At 59.9% G+C, this 19,419-nt stretch carries 14 protein-coding genes; 8 read left to right on the top strand and 6 right to left on the bottom strand.

Translation table 11 applies throughout. The features are described from left to right. Nucleotides 1-12: 12 nt before the first annotated feature. Nucleotides 13-480: a flagella synthesis protein FlgN gene (locus KW846_RS12855; RefSeq protein WP_218482588.1), complete on the top strand. Its 468-nt coding sequence runs from the start codon at nucleotides 13-15 to the stop codon at nucleotides 478-480. 93 nt (nucleotides 481-573) lie between these two features. After that, nucleotides 574-1,320: a flagellar brake protein gene (locus KW846_RS12850; RefSeq protein ID WP_218482586.1), complete on the top strand. Its 747-nt coding sequence runs from the start codon at nucleotides 574-576 to the stop codon at nucleotides 1,318-1,320. A gap of 63 nt (nucleotides 1,321-1,383) precedes the next feature. Here KW846_RS12850 and KW846_RS12845 read toward each other — a convergent pair whose 3' ends face one another. From KW846_RS12845 to KW846_RS12830, 4 genes are all read right to left on the bottom strand, one after another. Beyond that, a complete protein-coding gene (locus KW846_RS12845; RefSeq protein ID WP_218482583.1) occupies nucleotides 1,384-2,784 on the bottom strand; it encodes an MFS transporter in 1,401 nt (466 codons plus the stop codon). A gap of 70 nt (nucleotides 2,785-2,854) precedes the next feature. Next, complete coding sequence (locus KW846_RS12840) at nucleotides 2,855-4,099, bottom strand: glutamine synthetase family protein (RefSeq protein ID WP_218482971.1); 1,245 nt, start codon at nucleotides 4,097-4,099, stop codon at nucleotides 2,855-2,857. A gap of 201 nt (nucleotides 4,100-4,300) precedes the next feature. Further along, entirely contained in the window at nucleotides 4,301-4,993 is a 693-nt protein-coding gene (locus KW846_RS12835) for a sensor histidine kinase KdpD (protein WP_007991984.1), read from the bottom strand. Then, nucleotides 4,990-6,594, bottom strand: coding sequence for a tetratricopeptide repeat-containing response regulator (locus tag KW846_RS12830; RefSeq protein ID WP_218482581.1), 1,605 nt, complete (start codon nucleotides 6,592-6,594; stop codon nucleotides 4,990-4,992). The genes KW846_RS12835 and KW846_RS12830 overlap by 4 nt, the downstream gene beginning before the upstream one ends. A 614-nt stretch (nucleotides 6,595-7,208) precedes the next feature. Here KW846_RS12830 and KW846_RS30030 point away from each other — a divergent pair. Then, nucleotides 7,209-7,337 (top strand): hypothetical protein, encoded by a 129-nt coding sequence (locus KW846_RS30030; protein WP_256356710.1) that lies wholly within the window; start codon nucleotides 7,209-7,211, stop codon nucleotides 7,335-7,337. Beyond that, a complete protein-coding gene (locus tag KW846_RS12825) occupies nucleotides 7,334-8,047 on the top strand; it encodes a response regulator transcription factor (protein WP_218482579.1) in 714 nt (237 codons plus the stop codon). The genes KW846_RS30030 and KW846_RS12825 overlap by 4 nt, the downstream gene beginning before the upstream one ends. A gap of 285 nt (nucleotides 8,048-8,332) precedes the next feature. Here KW846_RS12825 and KW846_RS12820 read toward each other — a convergent pair whose 3' ends face one another. Continuing rightward, on the bottom strand, nucleotides 8,333-14,770 hold the full coding sequence (locus tag KW846_RS12820; protein WP_256356717.1) for a DUF5801 repeats-in-toxin domain-containing protein: 6,438 nt from the start codon (nucleotides 14,768-14,770) through the stop codon (nucleotides 8,333-8,335). 439 nt (nucleotides 14,771-15,209) lie between these two features. Between KW846_RS12820 and KW846_RS12815 the strand changes: the two genes are divergently transcribed. Continuing rightward, nucleotides 15,210-16,421 carry a site-specific integrase gene (locus KW846_RS12815; RefSeq protein ID WP_218482577.1) on the top strand — a complete coding sequence of 404 codons (1,212 nt, stop codon included), beginning with the start codon at nucleotides 15,210-15,212 and terminating at the stop codon, nucleotides 16,419-16,421. 11 nt (nucleotides 16,422-16,432) lie between these two features. On the opposite strand, the gene KW846_RS12810 is transcribed toward KW846_RS12815, so the two are convergent. Then, nucleotides 16,433-16,852: a hypothetical protein gene (locus tag KW846_RS12810; protein ID WP_218482575.1), complete on the bottom strand. Its 420-nt coding sequence runs from the start codon at nucleotides 16,850-16,852 to the stop codon at nucleotides 16,433-16,435. Between the two features lie 446 nt (nucleotides 16,853-17,298). Here KW846_RS12810 and KW846_RS12805 point away from each other — a divergent pair, with 446 nt between their 5' ends. From KW846_RS12805 to KW846_RS12795, 3 genes are all read left to right on the top strand, one after another. Beyond that, complete coding sequence (locus KW846_RS12805; protein ID WP_218482573.1) at nucleotides 17,299-17,499, top strand: helix-turn-helix domain-containing protein; 201 nt, start codon at nucleotides 17,299-17,301, stop codon at nucleotides 17,497-17,499. A gap of 50 nt (nucleotides 17,500-17,549) precedes the next feature. Beyond that, nucleotides 17,550-18,398 carry a hypothetical protein gene (locus KW846_RS12800; protein WP_218482571.1) on the top strand — a complete coding sequence of 283 codons (849 nt, stop codon included), beginning with the start codon at nucleotides 17,550-17,552 and terminating at the stop codon, nucleotides 18,396-18,398. 138 nt (nucleotides 18,399-18,536) lie between these two features. Further along, nucleotides 18,537-19,418, top strand: coding sequence for an ImmA/IrrE family metallo-endopeptidase (locus KW846_RS12795; protein ID WP_218482569.1), 882 nt, complete (start codon nucleotides 18,537-18,539; stop codon nucleotides 19,416-19,418). The last annotated feature ends 1 nt before the right edge of the window (nucleotide 19,419 follow it).

Below are 19,419 nucleotides of genomic sequence, written 5' to 3'. Positions count from 1 at the left end.
CCAAGGCCAGCCATGCACGACACTCATTTACTGCAACTGATCACCGACGACTTTGCTCCAGCGCAACACCTGCTGGAATTACTGCAGACCGAATCCCTCGCCTTGCATGGCCGTGACATGCCATTGCTCGAGGCCATCCTGGCGCAGAAACAGGCATTGGTCGTCTTGCTCGAACAGCATGGCCGCAAGCGCAGTGAAATCCTCGCCAGCCTCAACCTGCCGACCAACCGCGGAGGGCTGGAGCAACTGGCCAGCCAGTCGAGCATTGGCGACCAGTTGCTGGCGCAAAGTGACGTGCTGACCGACCTTCTGGCCCAGTGCCAGGCCATCAACGCCAACAACGGCCAGTCGATCCTCACTCAGCAGGCCGCTACGGCCACCCAGCTGAAAATCCTCACCGGCGGTGAAACTCCGGCGCTTTACGATGCCAGCGGAACATTCTCCAAGCTTGCTAAGCCGCGCCCGCTCAGTCAGGCTTAGGCCGCTTGATGCGCCCGCTCTATCCAAGACGCGAAAGATGCTGGCAGAATGCTGGCCAGTCGTAGTCAAATTTTGTCTGGAGATTGATTAACCGTGTCCAATGCCTTATCCGTGGATGATGCTCCGCAGCCACCCAAGGTGCTCTCCACGCCCTTGGAAATCTCCAGCAATCTGCGCCAGCTGCTCGAAAGCCATGACCCGCTGATCATCACGTTCCACGAGCGCAGCCAGCGCTTCCAGAGCTATCTGGTGGACCTGGACCGTGAAAGCAACATGATTGCCCTTGACGAAATGATCCCTCGCGATGGCGAGCGCTATCTGATGGCGGGCGAACCCTTCAGGGTCGAAGGCTTCCACGAAGGTGTGCGCATTGCCTGGGAAAGCAACGGCCAATTGAAGATCGACGAATCCGGTGGCAGCCGCTGCTATCGCGGCACCCTGCCCGATGAAGTGGTGTACCACCAGCGCCGCAATGCGTTCCGCGCGGCATTGAAGCTGGCACAACTGGTCGACGTCAATCTCGACGGCGAAAAGCTCAAGGCCCCCATCAGCGGCAAGCTGCTGGATATTTCCGCTACCGGCTGCAAACTGCGTTTCGACGGCGACATCACGGGCAGCCTGCAACTGGGTCAGGTGTACGACCGCTTCAACGCCAACCTGCCCTTTGGCAAGATGACGGCGCCGGTCGAGTTGCGTTATCTGCACTTCGAAGAAAAGATTTCCACCACCTTCGCCGGCGTTCGTTTCCACAACATGAGCGGACTGGTGCAGCGCCAGGTCGAACGCTTCGTCTACCAGTTGCAGCGTGAAGCACGCCGCTTCGACAAAGACGACATCTGATAGAGCCTCCACAAAAAACGGGCAGTCCCTTGCGGTGACTGCCCGTTTTTTTGTGCCCCGGCTTTAAGGCCTGGCCTCGCTGAAGTTAGGGTCCCGCCCTGTATCAGGGTCTTGCGGCGGCTGATCGGCTTCAGTTTCGGTGACAGGTTCTGGCTCAGGCTCAGGCTCAGGCTCAGGCTCAGGCTCTGGCCCGGTACTCACCGGAGTGTGCATCTGATCCTGCACCACCTGTTCATCAACACGCGGGTCCAGGCAGGCCACCAGTGGCGAACTCGTCATATTGTCCGGCATGGCTACGTGATGCAGCGGTGCGTCGTCGACCTGATGCAGGTTGGTCACCGCTTTCGGGCGAATCCGCCACACCAGCACCAACGCAAAGAAACTGAAGAACGCATAGAGCATCTGGCTGCCAAACAGCTTCATCAGCACACCGGCCACCAGTGGTCCGATACTCGCACCCACGCCATAGGTGACCAGCAACATCGCCGTCAGAGACACCCGGCGATCGCCTTCGACGTGGTCATTGGAGAACGCCACCGCCAACGGATACAGGCAGAACTGCACCAGCGAACAGAGGAACCCGGCGATGAACAATACCTCCAGCGGCACCTGCGGCATGATCGCCAGCGGCAGGGCAGCCAGTGCCAGGCTGAACGCGAAACTGCGGATCAGCACGGCCCGGTCGTAGCGGTCGGACAACCAGCCCAACGGCCACTGCACCAGCAGCCCGGCAAAAATGCAGCTACCCATGAACAGACCGACCTGCTCCGTGGACAACCCTTGCTGCGAGGCATACAGCGGCGCCAGACCGTAGAACGAACCGACAATCAGGCCCGCCCCGAGCACCGTACTCAATGATTGCGGGACACGCTTGATAAAGAACCGTGGCTCCATCGGCGCAGGATGCAAGGGTGCAGGGTGAATCCGTCGGGTCAGGGCCACAGGCACCAGACACAGGGCAAAACACAGGGCGACCAGCATCAGCAGCTCCAGCCCCAGCGCCGGGTGCATGACCAGAATCAGCTGCCCCAGCACCAGGCCCAGGTACGAAGCGATCATGTAACCGCTGAATACCATGCCGCGCTGATTGGCATCGGCCTGCTCATTGAGCCAGCTCTCGATCACCATGTACTGGCACATCATGCCCAGACCCACTATGACCCGCAGGAACAACCAGGCCGGCAGCCAATCGACCAGGCCATGGCCGAGCACCGCCGCGCCGACGATCCCGGCACAAGCCGAGTAGGCCCGGATATGCCCGACCCGGGCAATCAAGCGGTGACCGATCTTGCCCCCCAGCACCAGGCCGAAATAGTTGGCGGCCATCAACGCACCGACCCACAGGCTGTCGACATGGTCGGCCGCCAGGCGCAAGCCCAGGTAAGTACTCAACAGGCCCGAGCCGATCAACATCATCAGCGAGGCGAAATACAGTGCTCGAAAGGATTTCCAGATTTGGCGCATCGGCGTTCCGAGCGGCTCCTTGCAGTGAGAATCGGCTATCGCTAAACGATAGCCGGATGTCGACAGATCGTCAGGCCTGGGCGGCTAAAACACGTCGTTCCCAGGGCGTAATTTCATCATGGAAACTGCTCAGCTCCAGGGTCTTCGAAGCGATGTAGCCTTCGATGAATTCCGTGCCGAACAGTTCCTTGGCCAACTGGCTACGTTTCAGACGCTCAAGAGCCGCATGCAAGGTACACGGCAATGAAAGATTGTCCGGTACTTCGAATTCACCCTGGATCGGTGCGCTCGGCTCCAATGCGTTCTCGATGCCATGCAACCCTGCCGCCAGGCTTGCGGCAATCGCCAGATACGGGTTGGCATCGGCCCCGGGCAAACGATTTTCGACCCGACGGGCCACCGGCAAACTGGCCGGGATGCGCAGGCCGGCCGCCCGGTTGTCGTGGGACCAGCAGGCATTGTTCGGCGAGGCGTAAGGGTGGCACAAGCGCTGATAGGAGTTCACGTTCGGCGCAAACAACGCGGTGAAGTCGGCCATGCACATTTGCTGACCGGCAATGAAATGGCGGAAGGTGGCCGTTTCCTGCCCCGCCTCGTCACTGAACACGTTACGCCCCGAATCGATCTCGACCACGCTCTGGTGAATATGCATCGAACTGCCCGGCGTATGCGCCAAGGGCTTGGCCATGCAGACCACGCTCAGGCCATGCTTGAGAGCCACTTCCTTGAGCAAGTGCTTGAACAGGAACGTCTGGTCGGCCAGCAGCAATGGATCGCCATGCAGCAGGTTGATCTCGAACTGGCTGACGCCCATCTCGTGCATGAAGGTATCGCGAGGCAATCCCAGCGCCGCCATGCACGCGTAGACTTCGTTGAAGAACGGCCGCAAGCCGTTATTGGAACTGACGCTGAACGCCGACTGACCGTCCTCGCGGCGACCGTCCTGCCCCACCGGTGGCTGGAACGGCTGAGTCGGGTCGGTGTTAGGCGCAAAAACGAAGAACTCAAGCTCGGTCGCCACCACGGGCGCCAGGCCGCGGGCTGCGTAACGGGCAATCACGTTCTTGAGCAGACCACGGGTCGACAGGCCGCAGCTGGTGGTGGTGCCCAGTTCATTCGCGTCGCAAATGGCGAAGGCCCGCGGTGGATTGCTCCAGGGTAAGCGGTGGATTTGCGCAGGGTCCGGGATCAGCGCCAGGTCGCCATCGTCGCTGCCGTAAAACCGCGCTGGCGGGTATCCGCCCATGATGCATTGCAGCAGCACACCCCGCGCCATCTGCAAACGTCGACCGTCGAGAAAACCCTCGGAGGTCATCACTTTGCCCCGTGGAACGCCATTCAAATCCGGCGTGACACATTCAACTTCATCAATGCCCGTCAATCGCTGCGCGAGTGAACTCAGGCCAACGGTCGTCATGACGCAATCCTTGTTATTGTGCGGGCCGCGAACGGCGACCGTACAAAATAGGCTCCGCGTGTTCGGAATTTCAAGCAGCGTCGATAAATATGCTGGCTGTCAGGGCAGGAAAAGACGGAACACTCCACCGCCCAACGGTCCGCCATTGCTGATTTCGGTACGCCCACCGACACCGTTGCGTTGATGCAACGCGGCAATGCGTCCGGCAAAGTACAGGCCCAGACCGGTACTGCCGCTGCTTTGGTTGATGCCCTGCACGTAATCGGCCTGACGCTCGAGCATCTGCGCCGGGTACCCCTCGCCATCGTCATTGATGGTCAAGACCAGTTGCCCGGCCTCGTCGCTGACACTGATCAATACCGCATGGCGCGCAAAGCGAATGGCGTTGTTGATGCAGTTGGCCAATACCGAAGCGATCAATTCACGATCGAAGAAACCCAAAGGGCTCAGCGGGTCCACTTCATAGGTGACCATGATGCCGCGGCTGGCGAACACTTCCTGATGGCAAGCCAGTTGCGCTTCGATGAAGTCGTCCAGTTCATGGTAGGCCGGCTGCAACGGCATCTGGTTGACGCCGAGCTTGTACAGCCCCAGCAACTGCACCAGCATGCCATTGAGGTGGGCGAACTCGAAGTCGATCACGCCCTGCTCTGGCGTCTGCTGCGCCGACTCCGGCAATCGCGCCAGCCACTGGCTGTGGGCTTGCATCAGCATCGCCAGCGAGTTCTTCATGTCGTGCACGGTAGAGGCGATCACCGTGGAGAAATCCAGTGCCTGTTCGTTGTCGTTCATTGGCCAAACGCCTTGCTTTTCAGCTTCTGGTAACGCGGATAACGCGCGTCGGTATCGGGCATCAGGCCGACCATTTTCAGGCAGACCCGGCATTCTTCCAGCTCCGCCGAAGGCACGCCGGTATCGGTGCCATGCAACAACGACTGCGCCATGTTCAGGGCGATACTGATGTTCTTCGGTTGCATCGCCAGGGCTTTGCGAAAGACCTGCCGGGCCTCCACCAGATTGCCGGTCTTGTACACGCGCACGCCCTGACGGTTGAGCTCCGCGGCGGCGTTGCCGGAGTTGAGGATGGTCGGGTCATCGGTCTGCTTGGCGATGTCTTTCATGACCGCCGGATCGTCGCCGTAGATTTCCACGCAGTTTTTCAGCATCGCGGTGCCGGCCTCAGTCTGCCCGAGCATTTTCAGTTGCTTGGCTACCAGCAAGGCCGCTTCGGCGCTCATGAATTGCTCCATGCCGTCCAGACGCAACAACGCTTGCTCGGTGAGCTTGTCTGCCGTCTCGGCATCGTTAAGCAACAGGCTGGTGGCCTTCATCAGGCGCGCCCGAATTTGCAGGCCCGGATCGGAGGGGTTTTCCTTGGCCACGGCGCTCAATGTGGTGTTGATTTCCAGTCGGGTCCGCGTGTCCAGGCCCCTTTCGCTGCCCTTACTGATTAACGCATGGGCCAGGCCGAGATTGCTCTCGGCATCCTTGAACCGTGACTGCGCGCCCTGGCTCACTGCCTGGCGATAGGCCTTGGCCGCCGTGTCGAAGTCCTCGTTGGTCATCGCCAGCTTTCCGAGCAATGCTTGTCGGCGCACCGCCAGCGGCGACAGGCGAATCGCCTCTTCCAGAACGCGCTGTGCACCTTTGGTGTCCCCTTCGGCGACCAGTACATCCGCCATGCCGTCATACAGCGACGGCATCATCGGGAAGACTTTCAGGGCTTTTTCATAAATGCCTTTGGCCTGCCCGACCTGACCGCGCTTGAACAGCAACTTGCCCAGCCCGGCAAACGCCCATGGCAACGGACGGTCGGCAATGATGCCGTCGTAGAGGCGCTCCAGCGCTTCGTTCTGATTGAGGTCACGCAGGGCATCGGCGCGATAACGCAGGCACAGCGGCGAATAGCGAATGTCTTGTTTGCACAGGGCGATGCAGGCGTTGAGCACCTCCATCGGTTTGCCGCGGTCAAGGGCCTGCAGGATCGGCTTGAGCAGGGTCTTGCGCTGCTCCAGGCGCTCCAGGCGCTGGGCCAGGCTGGAACGGTTGAACGGCTTGGTGAGATAGGCATCGGGCTCGTGCTCCAATGCACTGAGCACCATGGCCTGGCTGGTTTCGGCGGTGACCATGACGAACACCGCTTCATGGCTGATCAGCTTTTCCTCCATCAGGTCTTCGAGCACCTGCTGGCCATTCTTCTTGCCGTCGCCCAGGTGAAAGTCCTGCAGGATGAAGTCGTACTGCTTCTGCGAACACATTTTCAGCGCCTGTTCGCCGGTATCGGCAGTGTCCACTTCCTTGACGCCCAGTTCGCGCAGCATCGACCTGACCGAACTGCGGAAGTCCGAGAAATCATCGACGATCAAAAAACGCTTTTGGTGATACGACAGCATCGAAGATTTCCAGGCAATTTAAGAAGAAGAACCCAAAGGCAAATACACGGACGGACTCAGCTTCGCAGCCCTTGATTTGGCGCGCAGATGATAACTGGTAGCCCTTAGCCATCAAACAGCTTCTCATCGCCAGTCAGCACATGCACCGACCGCCACAGATGAAGAAGCTTGTAACTGTCCGGGTTATCGGCCAGCCATGGCATTCCCTTGAGAACTACCCCCAATGCTCACTCTGAATAGGTAAAGGCGTTTCTGGAAACGAGACATCGCGCACAAAAACGTGCTGATTCATGAACACCGGCAATACATGAACACCCGCAATTGCCAGCGGCTGGCCAGGCAGATTTCGCCGATAAATTGACTGGACTGATATTAGCGCTCCTAAGTTAACGCCACTCGTCGATTAATTGACGACCATGATATGGATCCGATCTTGGCCATTGGCCATCTATGGCAGGCCTAATACCTTGATTTTCTAGGGTTACTCCCCCTTCTCGAGAGCATCGGACTGGCCTGTCCACACCGGATCTGGATCGAGGACTGATGGGCGTGCGGGCAGGTAGCGCTCCGGGTTGACCTAGAATCAGTTCAGAGGCGGGAGGGAGCAGATCATCATGCGCAAACCACTGATAATTATTCGTATTTATCTGCTCTCCCGGGCTTTGGCTGCCTTCTGGAAACGTTCGCGCCGCCTGCCGGTGGAGGCCATCATTGGTTTTTCAAGGAGGTCAGGAAGATCATGACTGACCCAAAAAAGCCAATTAGCGTGATGCTGATCGATTGTCGCCCCCTCGTACTCATGGGTCTTCACGACTTGATCAATGCCAGAAAGCCCCGGATGGAAGTGACAGGACAAGCCACCACCTATACCCAGGCGCTGGATCTTGCCGATCAGTTGCGGCCCGATGTCATTTTTTTCAGTTTCTTTCCGGATGCGCTGAATCCCCTGGATGTCGTCGCCGAGCTCACCCGTAGCGCCGAAATGAAGGTGCTGCTGCTCAAGGGCCTTTACGAAGTCGTCCCCGCTGCCCAGGCGATAGAGGCTGGCGCCCGCGGCATCGTGTTGGCGGAAGACTCGACGGAATCGATTATCCAGGCCATTCTCAAGGTCCACCATAGCGACTGCGCAATGGATAGAGCCTGGGCCGGCGGCCTTTCCGGCTATGCCGCGAACGGGCATATACCCATGAAGTGCAATCTGGAGCGGGCAAAACAGGCGCGGCTGACGCTGCGCGAGAGAGAGCTGATTCGCGCCATCGTGGGTGAGCCGTCCGCCAAATATGTAAGCATCGCCGGGCGCCTGGGGATCAGCGAGCACACCGTGCACAACCACCTCAGCAACATCTATCAAAAGCTTAATCTGATCAACCGCATCGACTTGCTGATGTATGCGCTGAAACACGGGCTCACCAACGAAGCACCGACCGAGTCCGCCTGGGTGGAACTGGATTGAGTTTCAAGTCGATAGAAGGCGGTCTGCCCTTCACTTTCAGGGGCCAGGCCGTCACTGCTCCCCCATCCTTGTCGCTGGTCCGGGACAGAGTGCCCCCGCAAGACTGATGTCGTTCTCGGTAAATCCTGCCTCGCCCACCTGCACCTACCCGCTGCGCTCTTCAAGCCTTGTGCTGTTCGCCAGTCCACAGCGCATGGGAACATGGGGATCTCGCATCAGAACTGCAAAAAGAATGCGAGGGCGGTTTCCTGCGCCACCCTCGCCTCCGTTCATGCGCGCAAAGCCTCAGGCGCTGCCAAAAAAGATGTCGGTACTCTGAACATGAGCCCCGACCAAGGTGATGGTCGTTGTTTGTCCGCCAGTCTCGGCAACCGTCACGACACTGTCTGCGCCGGCGTTGTTGATCGATTGAACAACGGCGTTCGGATCACCGTTGAGCACCAGCTTGTCTTGCGTACCTGAGCCCACATCGAAGCCGCTGACCTGGTACAGGTTCTCATTGACTGACAGATCGATGTTGAACGCATCCTGCTTACCGATCGTGCCCACCAGCGAGAAGTCGAAGGTGGCGTTGGCCGGGTCGTTGGCGAACAGGTTGGCGGCAAACGTACTCGTCGCCGAGTCCCCATCCTTGTCCGTCAGCGTCGCGCTGAACGCCAGCTGAACATCGCTGGCCAGACTCTCGCTCTGCTGAATGAACTGGATCACCGGAATCTTGACATCGCCCCGGCCCATCGTCAGCTGGACAGCGTCGATCAGTGTCGAGCCCTCCTTCTGCACAAGGAAGGACACCTGCCCGCCAGCCTCCGGCGTCAGGGTGTTCACCTCGACGAGGCTCGAATTCGAGCCATCGGCATAGTAGATCCTGTAATACAGGTCCTCGGTCGCCGTGTTGTAGCCCGCCACGGAGTTGTCGATGAAGACCTTCATTCCCGTCAGCAGGCTCTCCGGATTGATGACGAAACTTTCATCGGCGGCGCTGATTGCCGCCAGGTTATCGCCCTGGAAAACGTTGTTGGCGACGCCGATGCCGGACGTGCTGACGTTCATCGCCGCCGGGTCTATGTACGACGGCAGGGGGTTGGTCTGTAGCGCGGCTTCGGTGGGGTCGGGTGCTCCGAGCCCGATGCCGGTCAGGATGTCCGCCGTCGACGCAAGCGCCTTCGCGGAAAAGAACACGATCTCCTCAGATGTCGAAGGAATAGCCGGGTTACTCGTCTGCGGAATCAACAATGTGCGCACCGAGTCCGGGCCGCCCGCAGCGAGCGAGCCGTCGGCACTGCTGAGCACGATCGTCGAACTGAAGCCCTGCACCAGATCCAGTGCATAGCGACCATCGGCATAGGCGGTCAACGTGTAGTCGACGGTGGTATTCGCCGTTGCAACGTTGTTGTCGAAATCACCGGTCAAGGTTCCCGCGAACTGGTACGCGCCATTGACATCCGGTGACTGCGCCAGCTCGGTGAGCGTGCCGGTCCCGGTCGTGGTCGTGTTGTCTGGCCTGACGAGGGTGAACTGGTTATTGACCAACGAGATATCCAGACCGGCCGCACCCAGCCCGTCGGCTCCCGTTGCCATATTCCAGAACCCGGATTGCGCCAGGACGCTACCGGTCCCGATCAGGTTGCCGAAACTGAGTGCCGGCCCGTCGTCCTTGAACACCAGGTTTTGCCCTATGTTCAGCGTCGCCTGGGCGCTGTCGCCGTCCCCGTCGGTCTTGATCGCCGTCAGCGTCACCAGGTTGTCCGAGGTCAACGTCCTCGAATCATCCGGATTGTTTGGGTCGGAATGGACCACGGCGCGGAGTTGGTCAAGCGTGACGCTGCCATTGGCGGCTACGCCGACGGTGAACACCAGCAGGTTGCTCGTGGCCGTACGCCCTTCGACCACGGTGCCATTGAGCGACAGGTTCACCGCCTGGCCCGAGGCCGTGTCCGTCAGCCCGGAGGCCCCGGCCGCCACGCCCAGCGCATAGCTCAGGGTGCCTGCCCCATCGGCGCCAAATGCCGAGTTGAAGTTGGCAGCGAAGCTCTGAGTGTCGTCGGTCGTCAGTAGCGTCTCGTCCACTGTCAGCGTTGGCTCCGCGCCGGTGGTGCTGATGCTCGGCCCGTCGTCCTTGAACACCAGGTTCTGCCCTATGTTCAGCGTCGCCTGGGCGCTGTCACCCTCCTTGTCGGTTATGGTCGCCGTCAGCGTCACCAGGTTGTCCGAGGTCAACGTCGTCGAATCATCCGGATTGGTTGTGTTGGGATGGACCACGGCGCGGAGTTGGTCGAGTGTGACGCTGCCATCGGCGGCGACGCTGACCGTGAATACCAGCAGATTGCCGAGGGCCGTGCGACCTTCCACTACGGTGCCGTTGAGCGACAGGTTGACCGCCTCGCCCGAGGCCGTGTCCGTCAGCCCGGAGGCTCCCGCCACCACGCCCAGCGCATAGGTCAGCGTTCCGGCACCATCCGCGCCAAACGCCGAGTTGAAGTTGGCGGCATAGCTCTGGGTGGCGTCGGTCGCCAGTAGCGTCTCGTCCACTGTCAGCGTGGGCTCCGCGCCGGTGGTGCTGATGCTCGGCCCGTCGTCCTTGAACACCAGGTTCTGCCCAATGTTGAGGGTCGCCTGGGCGCTATCGCCATCCCCGTCAGTCTTGGTCGCCGTCAGCGTCACCAGGTTGTCCGAGGTCAGGCTCGTCGAATCATCCGGATTGGTTGGGTCGGGATGGACCACGGCGCGAAGCTGGTCGAGCGTGACGCTGCCATCGGCGGCGACACTGACCGTGAATACCAGCAGATTGCCGAGGGCCGTACGCCCTTCGACCACGGCGCCATTGAGCGACAGGTTCACCGCCTGGCCCGAGGCCGTGTCCGTCAGTCCGGAAGCCCCGGCCACAACGCCCAGCGCATAGGTCAGGGTGCCTGCCCCATCCGCGCCAAACGCCGAGTTGAAATTGGCGGCGAAGCTCTGGGTATCGTTGTTCGCCAGCAGCGTTTCGTCCACCGTCAGCGTCGGCTCCGTGCCAGCGGTGCTGATGCTCGGCCCGTCGTCCTTGAACACCAGGTTCTGCCCGATGTTGAGGGTCGCCTGGGCGCTATCGCCATCCCCGTCAGTTTTGGTCGCCGTCAGCGTCACCAGGTTGTCCGAGGTCAGGCTCGTCGAATCATCCGGATTGGTTGGGTCGGGATGGACCACGGCGCGAAGCTGGTCGAGCGTGACGCTGCCATTGGCGGCGACACTGACCGTGAATACCAGCAGATTGCTGAGGGCTGTACGTCCTTCGACCACGGCGCCATTGAGCGACAGGTTCACCGCCTGGCCGGAGGCCGTATCCGTCAGCCCGGAAGCCCCGGCCACCACGCCCAGCGCATAGGTCAGGGTGCCTGCCCCATCCGCGCCAAACGCCGAGTTGAAATTGGCGGCGAAGCTCTGGGTATCGTTGCTCGCCAGCAGTGTTTCGTCCACCGTCAGCGTCGGCTCCGCGCCGGTGGTGCTGATGCTCGGCCCATCGTCCTTGAACACCAGGTTCTGCCCAATGTTGAGGGTCGCCTGGGCGCTATCGCCATCCCCGTCAGTTTTGGTCGCCGTCAGCGTCACCAGGTTGTCCGAGGTCAGGCTCGTCGAATCATCCGGATTGGTTGGGTCGGGATGGACCACGGCGCGAAGCTGGTCGAGCGTGACGCTGCCATCGGCGGCGACACTGACCGTGAATACCAGCAGATTGCTGAGGGCTGTACGTCCTTCGACCACGGCGCCATTGAGCGACAGGTTCACCGCCTGGCCCGAGGCGGTGTCTGTCAGCCCGGAAGCTCCGGCCACCATGCCCAGTGCATAGGTCAGGGTGCCCGCCCCATCGGCGCCAAACGCCGAGTTGAAGTTGGCGGCATAGCTCTGGGTGGCGTCGGTCGCCAGCAGCGTTTCGTCCACCGTCAGTGTTGGCTCCGCGCCGGTGGTGCTGATGCTCGGCCCATCGTCCTTGAACACCAGGTTCTGCCCGATGTTGAGGGTCGCCTGGGCACTGTCGCCGTCCCCGTCGGTCTTGGTCGCCGTCAGGGTCACCAGGTTGTCCGCGGCCAGGCTCGTCGCATCATCGGGATTGGTTGGGTCCGGATGCACCACCGCGCGGAGCTGGTCGAGCGTGACGCTGCCATCGGCGGCGACACTGACCGTGAATACCAGCAGATTGCTGAGGGCTGTACGTCCTTCGACCACGGCGCCATTGAGCGACAGGTTCACCGCCTGGCCCGAGGCGGTGTCTGTCAGCCCGGAAGCTCCGGCCACCATGCCCAGTGCATAGGTCAGGGTGCCCGCCCCATCGGCGCCAAACGCCGAGTTGAAGTTGGCGGCATAGCTCTGGGTGGCGTCGGTCGCCAGCAGCGTTTCGTCCACCGTCAGTGTTGGCTCTGTACCGGTGGTGCTGATGCTGGGTCCGTCGTCCTTGAACACCAGGTTCTGCCCGATGTTCAGGGTCGCCTGGGCACTGTCGCCGTCCCCGTCAGTCTTGGTCGCGGTCAGGGTCACCAGGTTGTCCGAGGCCAGGCTCGTCGAATCATCCGGATTGGTTGTGTTGGAATGCACCACTGCACGAAGCTGGTCGAGCGTGACGCTGCCATTGGCGGCCACACTGACCGTGAACACCAGCAGGTTGCCCGTGGCCGTGCGCCCTTCGACCACGGCGCCGTTAAGCGACAGGTTGACCGCGTCGCCCGTGGCCGTGTCCGTCAGCCCGGAGGCTCCCGCCACCACGCCCAGTGCATAAGTCAGCGTCCCGGCACCATCGGCGCCAAACGCCGAGTTGAAGTTGGCGGCGAAGCTCTGGGTATCGTTGGTCGCCAGCACCGTCTCGTCCACCGTCAGTGTTGGTTCCGTACCAGTGGTGCTAATGCTCGGTCCATCGTCGTCGAAGATGATCTTGGAACCGATCTCGGCTTTCGAAATAGAGGCCTGGACCAGCGTGAAACCACCGATATCAAAATCGGCGTGCTCATTGCCCTTGGCATTGACGGCCGCCCCGTTCTCGACGAGCACGCGGTTGTGGTCCGACGTCGTGGTGTATTCAATCTGGTAGCCGGCTTTAACGCCGGTGATGGTTGCAACCCCTGCTGCAAAGCTGATGGTGATGGCCGGATCATTCACCGAGCCGTTTGAGTTCTCGATCACCTGCCCGGTACTGTTGAAGACGCGAACATTGGTGATGGCCACCGACGCATCATTCCCGTACCCATTGATGAAATTCGTGCCGGGTTCAGCCGCGGTGCTGAATGCGCTGACCCTTACCACGGCACTCTTGCCGCTTTGCAACTGCACAACGTCGAAACTGGCCGACTTCGCATTGAAGACGCCGGTAAAGTCGACGTTGGATTCAACATCGGCTTCGTTCTGGTCCAGGTTGGGAATGGTCACATTCTGCCTGGCACCCGTGACGAACGAAAAGCGGATGCCCTCTTGCTCCACAATCATCTGATTGTTGGTACCGAATGTGGTCGGCCCCCCCGCCTGGCTAGTATTGATCGTGTCGCCAGTCGTTATATTGACGCCGCTTGACTGGTCTGCGGGGTCTTTGCCGGTGGCGATGATGGTGGGATCCGTGATCCGCAACACACCTGCGACATCGACAACGTTCGGGTTCGCCTTCGTGAACATCAGGAAGAGGTTCTGACCGGACGGCGCATTGGCCAGGCTGAATTCCAGGTCCTGGCTGGCCCCGATGAAAACCTTATCCGCCAGATTGAGCGAATCATCGGCATTCGTCATGTCAGGATGTTTGAGCGGTTGGTACTCCACGGTCCAGATCTTGCCGCCCGTGACCGGCGATCCGGTTTCTTCTATATAGGCGGCGAACACGATCGCGCCGGTTGCGCTCCCGGCTCGGCCCACGACGATGTTGTTGTTCGTATCCGTATAGAGAAGGATGCTGGTGCCATCGAGGGTATCCAGTCCGCTGTCCACGCCATTGAGTGGTGCGCCGGAGCTGCCGACGAAGCTGATATCGGTAATGGTTGCTCCGGGGTCAGCGGTGATGGTGAATGCATTGCTGCCCCCGTTGCCCGCGGCACCGGTATAGCCGCTCAAGGCCGCGCCCGTGGCAGTACCTGCCGCCAGTGCGGCTAAACGAGTAGCGAAGGTCGAAGGCAGGGACGCCACCGGAATGTCGTTGTCGTCAACGTCCCCCGCCGGGGTCGGAGTGGCAGTGGCGTTCTGCAACCCGGCCGTTTCGTCCAGCGTCACGTCCTCGCCAGTCGCCACAACGCCCAAAACGCTGTCCGTAAACGAAGTTGTCGCCACGGCGTCGTCACCGCTGCCGACGACGCCATCGACGCCCGCAGAGGCCGCAGTGAGCAGAAACGTTGCGCCCGCCGAGTCGTCGGGATTCACGTACCAGGAAGTGGTGACGCTGCCGTTGACCTGGCCGTCGAGATCGCCGGCACCGCCGTCGGTCACGGACCAGGGCTCATGACCCGCGCCGGTGTTGGTATCGAGCACATCGTCGGACGTGCCCCACACGCCATCCGCGCCAGCACCGACGGCGTGGTCCACTTCGAGCGTCACTGTGCTGCCAGCGGCGAAACCGCTGGCCGTGATGATGGCAGTGCTGCCCGGTGCGTAGTCTTTAAGGTTGGTGGTGACGGTCGGAATGTAGGTAAAAGTCCAGTCGTGGCTGACAGGTGAAGGATGCTCACCGGCGTTACTGGCCAGGTCAATCGGTAGCGATGAGGTTTTCTTGCGCATAGCCATGACTTTCTCCTGAGCGGGGGTCCAGTCATCGGAGATCGACCTTGGACCATTTTCTGATCTACAGGTCTCAACTATGAACAAGCACTACAGGCCGCACATCGGCGGATACTCCCAGACGGGATGGGAGATTCAGACTACGTGGGAGAGGAGAAAGAAAGTCGCGAAGACAGGGTTGATGGCGTCGATAAATCCAGGGCAGCTGAATCTGTCGGGTTTTATCTACAAGTCGTGAAAAGGAAGCGTTGAAACAGGCGGGGAGCTGCAGAATATGGTGTCCCAGGGCAGGTTCGAACTGCCAACCTTCCCCTTAGGAGGGCCATCTAACAGCCTGATGACTCTAGACTACCCCAGCAATCACGGAGATTTCAAGGGCTATTGAGTACAGCAGTACACAGCCGTATAGTTCCTTTTGCACCCACATTGCACCCACGAAGGCACAGTGAAAGAGAAACTGACAGTTCGGCGCTTGTCCTCCCTCAAGGTCACGGGGAAGGAATACGAAATCCACGACAGCACGGTGCCTGGCCTCTTCGTCCGTGTGACCAAGGCCGGCGCCAAGTCTTTCTTGGTGACTTGGGCCAGGGGCAAGAAGAAGACCCTCGGCCGGGTCGGCATCATGACCCTCGACCAAGCCCGAGAGGAAGCCCTACTGTACCTCAACGAGGCGCGCAAGCATGGCGAGCCCCTGGCTGTCGCCCAGGGCCGCACGGCGGCCACCTCCCCCACCCTTCGCGACTTCATCGATGACACCTACCTGCCGTGGTTCAAGGCCCACCACCGAGGCCACGAGAAGAGCGCGCACACTCTTTCGACCAGCTTCAAGCCGATCATGGCCATGCGCCTGGTGGAGGTCTCCGGCCGCGACCTGGAGCAGATCCGCACCGGCTGGCTGAGGGCCGGCAACAAACCAGCCACAGCCAACCGCAAGATGGGCACCATCAGCGGAGTCTTCAGTCGGGCCGTGGACTGGAACTATCTGGAGGCCTCACCGCTGGACAAGGTGAAGGCGCTGAAAGTCGACGCCAAGGGTCGCATCCGCTACCTATCGAAGGATGAAGCCAAGGCCCTCCGGGAGGCCCTGGACGCGCGTGAGGAGCGCATGCGGGTGGAACGTGACAGCGCCAACCAATGGCGCGCCGAACGCAGGCGGGAGCCCACGGTGGACCTGCGCGCGCTCGCGTTCTCCGATCACCTGAAGCCCATGGTCGTCCTCTCGCTAAACACTGGGCTACGCCGCGGCGAGCTGTTCAACCTGCGCTGGCCACACGTGAACCTGCAGGGAAAGACCCTTACCATCGCCGGCGAGGGCGCCAAGACCACCGAGACCCGGCATATCCCATTGAACGCCGAGGCGCTGGCGACTCTGCAGGCATGGAAGAAACAGAGCGACACTGGCGGCTATGTCTTTCCAGGCCAGGACGGTGAACGCATGACGGACGTGAAAACGGCCTGGCTGGAGTTGCTGAAAAATGCCGGGATCGAAGACTTCCGCTGGCACGATATGCGTCACGACTTCGCGTCACGCTTGGTGATGGCTGGGGTTCCGCTGAACACCGTTCGCGATCTGCTGGGGCACAGCGATATCAAGATGACGCTCCGCTATGCCCACCTGGCGCCAGATAGCAAAGCTGCGGCGGTGGAGTTGATCTAGCTAGCAAAAGATCAATCTTGATCCGACTCTTCTTGCCTGACCCGCTGTTCTATTGCCACATGCAGCTTGGACTTGAAGCTTTCCAAGTCTTGCTTAGGCACCTTGATTGGCTCACGCGAATCGTCCCCCTCACTAAGAGCCTCGCCGATCGCTTCTTCCACGGCCCGCCACATCCGCTCAGTCAGCCCTCGATCACGGAGATGGGGGATGTCAGCATTGGTGAGCACCACTACATCCTTGCGGCTTTCGACGATTTCGATGATGGTCGGCCAGCTATCCGCGATTACGCTGAGCTTCGCGTTTTCCCATGGCGAGCAATCCTCAGCAGAGCGAGGCAACCGGTGCCAAAAGGGCGGCGACAGCTTAATCGTCTCCCATATGCGGGTTTCCTCATACGAAAGCAATTGCGGATAACGGGAAGCCAAGAGCACCAACCGCACTCCTTCGTTACTAGACCACAAGCGGTCGTCGAGACTAGATGCCAAGTCAGTGGGCGCATCTGGATCTTCGTGTTCAGCGAATACCGACCTTGGAAGCGACACGTCCGCCAAGGCTTGCTCGACAGCCCATTCAACTACGCCGGTAACAGTTCGCTTCTGAATGCGCGCAGCGAGGTCAATCCCGTATTTGATTCGGGGATCGATTCGCAGCGAAACGCTTACGGTCGTTGACTGGTCAGCTGACTTTCTTGGGCGTGCCATAGATGTCCATCTCTTTTTGAACGCAAAGTCTGCTAGCAAACGCAACTGCTGTCAATTTTGCAATTCCGTCCAGATTCGTTCAGTTGTTTTGTGCAGCATTTGCTTGCACAAAACGCAAATGCACCCTAGCATCCTCCTCCCGGCAAACCCTCAACCCGACCAGTAAGAGAATCGACATGACCCGAGCAGCCCCGATCATTCCGCTTGCAATTGGCCCTGAAGAAGCTGGCCGCATGAGCGGCCACACCCGTTCCGCGATCTATGATGCGATCGCGAAAGGCGACCTGGAGTCCTTCAAATCCGGCAAGCGCCGCCTGATTCTGGTTAAGCAGTTGGAAGCCTGGCTTAACCGCCTCGCAAAGGAGAACGCCCGATAGCTACCACTAGCATTACTGCGCCCTTAAGCCCCACAGCCTGAGATAGCCTTGTGAATGTTGACGTCAGGAGAGTGCTAAACCGAGCTGAAATCTGCATCGAGTTCGGACGGCTTGTCATTCTCCCCACCAGCGGTGCTCCTGTTCCACAGCACTGGTTTCAGGAGCACTCGTCCGGTCTTATCCGAGAAATCCTGACCACCCTCGGGATAGAGGCATACGAATACTGCAGCTACACAACAGGGTATTACGATAAGCACAAAGCGGCCGGCGTAACCCTGCAGTTCGAGTCCGCAATATCCGACTCAACACCCTACGCCATATTCAATGCAGAGCTAACGCGCAGCCGGAGTACCAAAACAGCCAAGAAGGGCTCGCCTCTACCGAAAGGACACTTTCGCATCAGCAAGCGCCGCCACCTATATCGCTTCTGGAAATCAACGGGGCTTCCTGAACCCAAACGCCTGGCAGCTCTCCACGACTACATGGGCAACCTGGCTGGCATCCTGTTCACGGCAGACTGGGTGAAAGGCCGCGAAAACCGTATGGATGCCGGCTCGCTACTCCCCTTGTCCGTCTCTGCAGGGGAAATCCGCAAAGCATTTCTACCGGACAACTTACGGACAACACCCGGACAAGCGCCGGACAACATCCAGACAAGGTTGCCGGACAAGGATTCCGCTCTATCCCTTGAAAATCGAGGTCTTCAGCCAATACCAACTACGTGTCACGAAAACCACGGTAAAGCGGTAATCAGTGAGCGCAGGGACAAGGGAGCTGGCTCGTCCCCTCCTCAGCGCCAGACACCTCAGGAGCAGCATTGGGAGGACTGGCTCGACGAATACTCACGTCCCGAGCAACCAGACTCCGACTTTAAACAATCGGTGGGGAGTCTCGAATGAGCGGTGCTGGCGGACTATCTGTTCGGTTGAGCAAGCGGGGCTGGCTAGAGCTCAGCTGACTTGCTGTGGCTCCTTGAGCGAAGCCCCTACCTGTCGGCTAGGCTTCACAAAACTCACACGAGAATGCAGTGGCCAATCATGATGTTTCAACAAGACCCTTTCGAGTCCGAAGCCGCCCGCTCATTGTTGGATCAGCTGCTGGAGGACTCGCGCCTCTATCACGGTAGCTCTGACTACAAGATGCTCTTGGACTTCATGGTGAAACTCAGGAACTTCGCGCCCTTCAACGCGCTGCTGCTGCAAATCCAGAAGCCGGGACTGAGCTACGCCGCGTCGGCATACGACTGGCGAGAGCGCTTCAATCGCCGTCCCAAACGGGATGCCCGCCCTTTGCTCATACTGTGGCCTTTCGGGCCAGTGGCTCTGGTTTATGACGTTCAGGATACCGAGGGGGCTCCACTTCCCGCAGACGTCAAATTCTTCCAGGCGAGCGGTGATATCACCGAGGAACGCATGATGCGTTTCCTTACCCTGATAGAGCGCAAGGGCATCAAGCATCATTACTTCGATGCGGGTGACTGCAGTGCCGGCTCCATCGAGCAGGTTCGAAAGCCGCCAGCCCCAAAGGACACGAAAGACAAAAAAGCCAAGGAGCCCAGCGAATACCTGATGCGGATCAACCACAACCACACCCCAAATGTGCAATTCAGCACTTTGGCGCATGAGCTCGGCCATCTTTTCCTTGGACATCTCGGCGCTGACGAGCGACTCAATATTCCCCAGCGGCTGCGGCTGACTGAGGCTCGAATGGAGCTGGAAGCCGAGTCCTTCGCCTATTTGGCATGCAGCCGCAATGGGATTGCGTGCAGTTCGCAAAGCTACCTGGCCAAATACGTCGAAAAGCACACAAGCGTCGATGACCTCGACATCTACCAGATCGTCAGGGCGGTCGGTCAGATGGAAACCCTCTTGGAACTGACCGCCCATACGCGCTATGAGGTGCCAAAGGCCAAGCAGTAAA

Origin of the sequence: Pseudomonas sp. PDM32 (genome assembly GCF_019219225.1) — a bacterium.
Lineage (GTDB): Bacteria > Pseudomonadota > Gammaproteobacteria > Pseudomonadales > Pseudomonadaceae > Aquipseudomonas > Aquipseudomonas laurylsulfatiphila.
Note: the sequence above shows the minus strand (reverse complement) of the source record. Positions and strands in the feature narration are given on the sequence as shown.